Source organism: Mesorhizobium sp. M7A.F.Ca.US.002.01.1.1, assembly GCF_004022955.1.
Taxonomy (GTDB): domain Bacteria; phylum Pseudomonadota; class Alphaproteobacteria; order Rhizobiales; family Rhizobiaceae; genus Mesorhizobium; species Mesorhizobium ciceri.
Genome location: NZ_RZQE01000497.1, coordinates 1 through 4,191, shown reverse-complemented (window position 1 = coordinate 4,191; position 4,191 = coordinate 1). Strand labels below are relative to the sequence as shown.

Annotated in this window: 4 protein-coding genes; all 4 read right to left on the bottom strand. The window is 58.3% G+C overall.

Going from position 1 to position 4,191, the window contains the following annotated elements; genetic code table 11:
• A partial coding sequence (locus EN932_RS30530; protein ID WP_128369312.1) for an MBL fold metallo-hydrolase occupies positions 1 to 518 on the bottom strand: 518 nt, incomplete at its 3' end.
• Between the two features lie 534 nt (positions 519 to 1,052).
• Positions 1,053 to 2,684, bottom strand: a complete 1,632-nt coding sequence (locus EN932_RS30525; RefSeq protein WP_064994880.1) for an ABC transporter ATP-binding protein — start codon at positions 2,682 to 2,684, stop codon at positions 1,053 to 1,055.
• Positions 2,674 to 3,447 (bottom strand): ABC transporter permease, encoded by a 774-nt coding sequence (locus tag EN932_RS30520; protein ID WP_318014155.1) that lies wholly within the window; start codon positions 3,445 to 3,447, stop codon positions 2,674 to 2,676. Before EN932_RS30520 ends, EN932_RS30525 begins: the two co-directional genes overlap by 11 nt.
• Positions 3,448 to 3,554: 107 nt before the next feature.
• Positions 3,555 to 4,191 (bottom strand): ABC transporter permease (locus EN932_RS30515; protein WP_164890696.1); only part of this gene is annotated, 637 nt, incomplete at its 5' end.

The following is a 4,191-nucleotide window of genomic DNA, read 5'->3' as shown; positions in this document are numbered from 1 at the left end:
GTGTGCAGCCATTGCCATCCGGGCATTCCGGGGACCGATCCGTCGGCGGGCAAGAGTTCCAATCGGTTGCCAAGATCGATCGGCCCGCGTGGAAAGAGCGGCGAAAGCAGCGCCATCAGTCCGCCCCCGACCCAGGGATCCGGTGCCGGATAACATTCAGTTCCGTCCAAATAGGGCCGCTCGAGTCGATGCGCGAAGACGGGCACCTCCCACCTATTCGCGAGGTCCAGAACCGTTCCCACATGGTCAAAATGGCCGTGTGTCAGGATAACCGCGGCAGGCCGTGCGTTGGTGCCAAACCGCTTTTCCGCGACCGCAAGAATACTGCTTCTCGACGTCGGCAACCCCGTATCTATTAGCACCCAGTTCCGATCTCCGCTGCGCGGTGCGCCGAAGAACACGACATTGACGATTGCCAGCCGCAAATAACCCAGGTCCGGTGCGATGCTCCAGGCACCGTCGCCATGATCTTCGCGCCTGGCGTGGTCGATCTCGGAAAGTCGAATCTGAACGGTCATGATCCCGTGCCTCGGTTGTTGCTGCGCAGCCGCTCGAGTTCATCGGCGGCGGTGGTACATGCCCCGAACTTGGGCACGGCCCCCTTGTTCCTTCCTTGATCCTCGTTCGCCACCCGGATTGCAGACAGCGCGACTAACCCGACGTTATTTATTAACTGGTTACGAGGCGGTTCGCCCAAATTGAGTCAAGAAGCTAGGCCACCCATTCGCTGGCTGCATTTATCTTACACCCCTTGGCAGCTTTGCTGCCCAATCTTGGTCATTGAGAGATTAGCAGCCGCTTCCAAAAAGCATACATCACAGGGACTGCGTCGTAGCTCTGATGTGCCTCAGAGCGCTTCTTTTAAGCAAACAGAAGCTGCTGTTCGTGAGCTAATACCGAGATCTCCTGGGTCGCCAGCTTTCTTAGCGGCGAAACGGTAAAATGGTTAGCTCCGTTTGTCGGGCTGGCCAGCCCGATTGAAGCGGAGCACGATCATGCCCTTCAAAGCACGTGGAAGGATGCCAGGGGCCTAGGTGGACGGGGTCCCCCTGTCAGACTTTCCGGCTGGCCAGCAGCCTTGTAAGCCAGTCCGGATCCATTTCCGGTACGGACGACAAAAGCCGTTCGGTGTAAGCGGCATGGGGAGGTGTGAGAACTTGGCTCTTCAGTCCCTGTTCAACGACTTTGCCCTGGTGCATGACAACGATTTGGTCGGCTATCGCCCTTACGGTAGCAATGTCGTGGGTAATGAAGATGTAGCTCATTTCGAGTTCACGCTGCAGGCGCATGAGAAGCTTGAGGATTTCCTCTTGGACGATCTGGTCGAGCGCGGACGTGATCTCGTCACAGATGATAAGCTCTGGATCGGCTGCCAACGCCCGGGCAATGCAGACGCGTTGCTTTTGGCCGCCCGATAGCTCGCCAGGCAGGCGTTCCAGAAAATCCTCGCTCATCTCGACCATGTGCATAAGTTCGCAGATCCGGCGATCCTTCTGCGCGCCCTTTAGGCCGAGGTAGAATTCGAGCGGCCGAGCTATGATTTCTTCGACCGTCTGGCGCGGATTCAGGGCGTTGTCGGGCATTTGGTAAATCATCTGCATGCGGCGCAGGACCTCCTTCGGCCGCGTCTTCAGGCTCGTGGAAAGGGGCTGCCCGGCAAAAGAAATCAAACCTGAAATTGGCGGCAAGAGACCGGTGACGACTCGCGCGAGCGTCGATTTGCCCGAACCGGATTCGCCGACCACAGCCACGGTTCTTCCGCGCGGAACCTTGATGGAGACATCCTGGAGCACCTTGACCTTTCCTGCATAGGCCGCGGTAACGTTGTCTATCGTCAGCAGATAGTCATCGGCTGGAACTTCGGGCTTGTCGAGCTTGCGTACGGCCCAGAGCGTTTTGGTATATTCTTGGCTGGGCGAGGCCAGCATCTGGCGTGTATCAGCCTCCTCCACGGTGCGTCCGTGGCGCAGAACCATGATACGATCCGCCATTTGCGCCACCACCGCCAGGTCATGCGTCACGTAGATTGCAGCGGTGCTGAATTCCTCCACGATGTTGCGAATGGAAGCTAGAACTTCAACCTGCGTGGTCACGTCGAGCGCGGTTGTTGGCTCGTCGAATATTATGAGGTCCGGACGACAAGCCATTGCCATCGCTGTCATTGCCCGTTGCAACTGCCCGCCGGAGACCTGATGAGGATAGCGAAAGCCTATGGTCTCCGGTTCTGGGAGTTGAAGGCGTCGATAAAGATCGACGGCGCTCCGGTTCGCCTCTTCCCGGCCGGCAATTCCATGCGCCACCGCTGTTTCGACGGTTTGTTCCAAGAGCCGATGTGCCGGATTGAAAGAGGCAGCCGCGCTTTGTGCGACATAGGCAATGCGGGAGCCCCTGAGGCGACGGCGCCCTTTTTCATTGACTGCCAGAAGATCAATCCCGTCGAACAGGACCGAGCCTTGCATGATCCGGCAGCCCGGCTTGGCATAACCCATTGCGGCAAGGCCAATGGTGGACTTGCCGGCGCCTGATTCGCCGATCAGGCCAAGAACCTCGCCCCGCTTCAGCGTCAGATCGATCCCGCGGACAATCGGATGCCAGCGCTCGTCCGAGAACCCCTCCACATGCAGATTGCGGATTTGAAGTAGATCCTTGCCTTTTTCGCGTGAGCCTGGACCGCTACTTTTCATCCCGCAACCCGCTTGTTGCGTGCAGGAACCAGTCCACAACGAAATTCACGGACACGGTAAGGAGAGCAATCGCGCCGGCCGGAAGTAGCGGGGTGACGTCGCCGTAGGTGATCAGGGTCGCGTTCTCGCGCACCATTGATCCCCAATCGGCCGTCGGCGGCTGAATACCGACGCCGAGAAACGACAGCGCCGCGACTGTCAGGAACACGAAGCAGAATCGCAAGCCGAACTCGGCGACCAGTGGCGGCATGACATTGGGAAGGATTTCCTTGGCGATGATCCATTTTGGTCCCTCGCCGCGTAATCTTGCCACCTCGACATATTCCATCACCGCCACGTTAAGCCCGACGGCGCGAGAAAGCCGAAAGACCCGGGTGGAATCGAGAAGCGCAATGATGACAATCAGGCTCGTGATCGAAGAGCCGAAGATCGTCAGCAGCACCAGCGCGAAGATCAGACTCGGGATTGACATCAGCACGTCCACCGCACGTGACAAGATCTGGTCGAGCCACCCCCTGTACAATGCGGCAAGAAGGCCGAGCGAGACGCCGACCGCGAAGGACAGCAACGTGGTCGCGACCGCTATAGCGATGGTGTTGCGCGCACCGTAGATCAAGCGGGTGAGCATGTCGCGGCCGAGCTGATCGGTTCCCAGTTTGAACTCCTGGCTCCACGGCGCGAAGGCTTCGCTGAAAACCTGCGTCTCGCCATATGGGGCTATCCAGTGCGCGAAGACCGCAACAAAGACGTAGCCGAGGATCACGACGATGCCGAACCACGCGCTGAACGGTGCCTTCTTCAGCGCAGTTTTCGCCCGGGTGGCACGCGAGCGCCTCAGCCTCTGAAGCTCCGCGACAGATTCGGATCTGGTCATCGTGGGTGCAAGAGCCTGGGATTGGTGGCGATGGAAATAATGTCGGCTAGCAGGTTGAGAAGGATATAAGTCGCGGCGAAAATCAGGGCGCAGGCCTGGACAACCGGAACATCCCTGGATTTTACCGCGTCAACCATCAGCTGGCCGATGCCGGAGTAAACGAACACGACCTCGACCACGACCACTCCGACGATGAGATACGCCAGATTGAACGCGACCACAGTGACGATCGGAGCCCAGGCATTGGGCAGGGCATGCCTCAGCACGATCACCATCGGGGACATTCCCTTGAGGCGCGCCATATCGATGTAGGGGCTTGACAGCATGTTGATGATGGCCGCTCGGGTCATGCGCATCATGTGGGCCACGATTACAAGCGTAAGGGTGATTGCCGGCAGGGCGACTTTCCAGAGATGCTCCCAAAATGGCGTCTGATCGTTCACATTCGACAATGTCGGAAATTTGGGAACCGCATTGAGCGCCCAGTTCAGCGAGACAGTGAGCCAATGAGGCAGCGTTTGAGCGAAATCGGATCCGATGAACGTGTCGCGCGAGATCACCAGGTAGGCGAGCATATAAGCGACGAAAAATTCCGGGAATGAAATGGTTGTCAGTGTCGCGACATTCACCAGC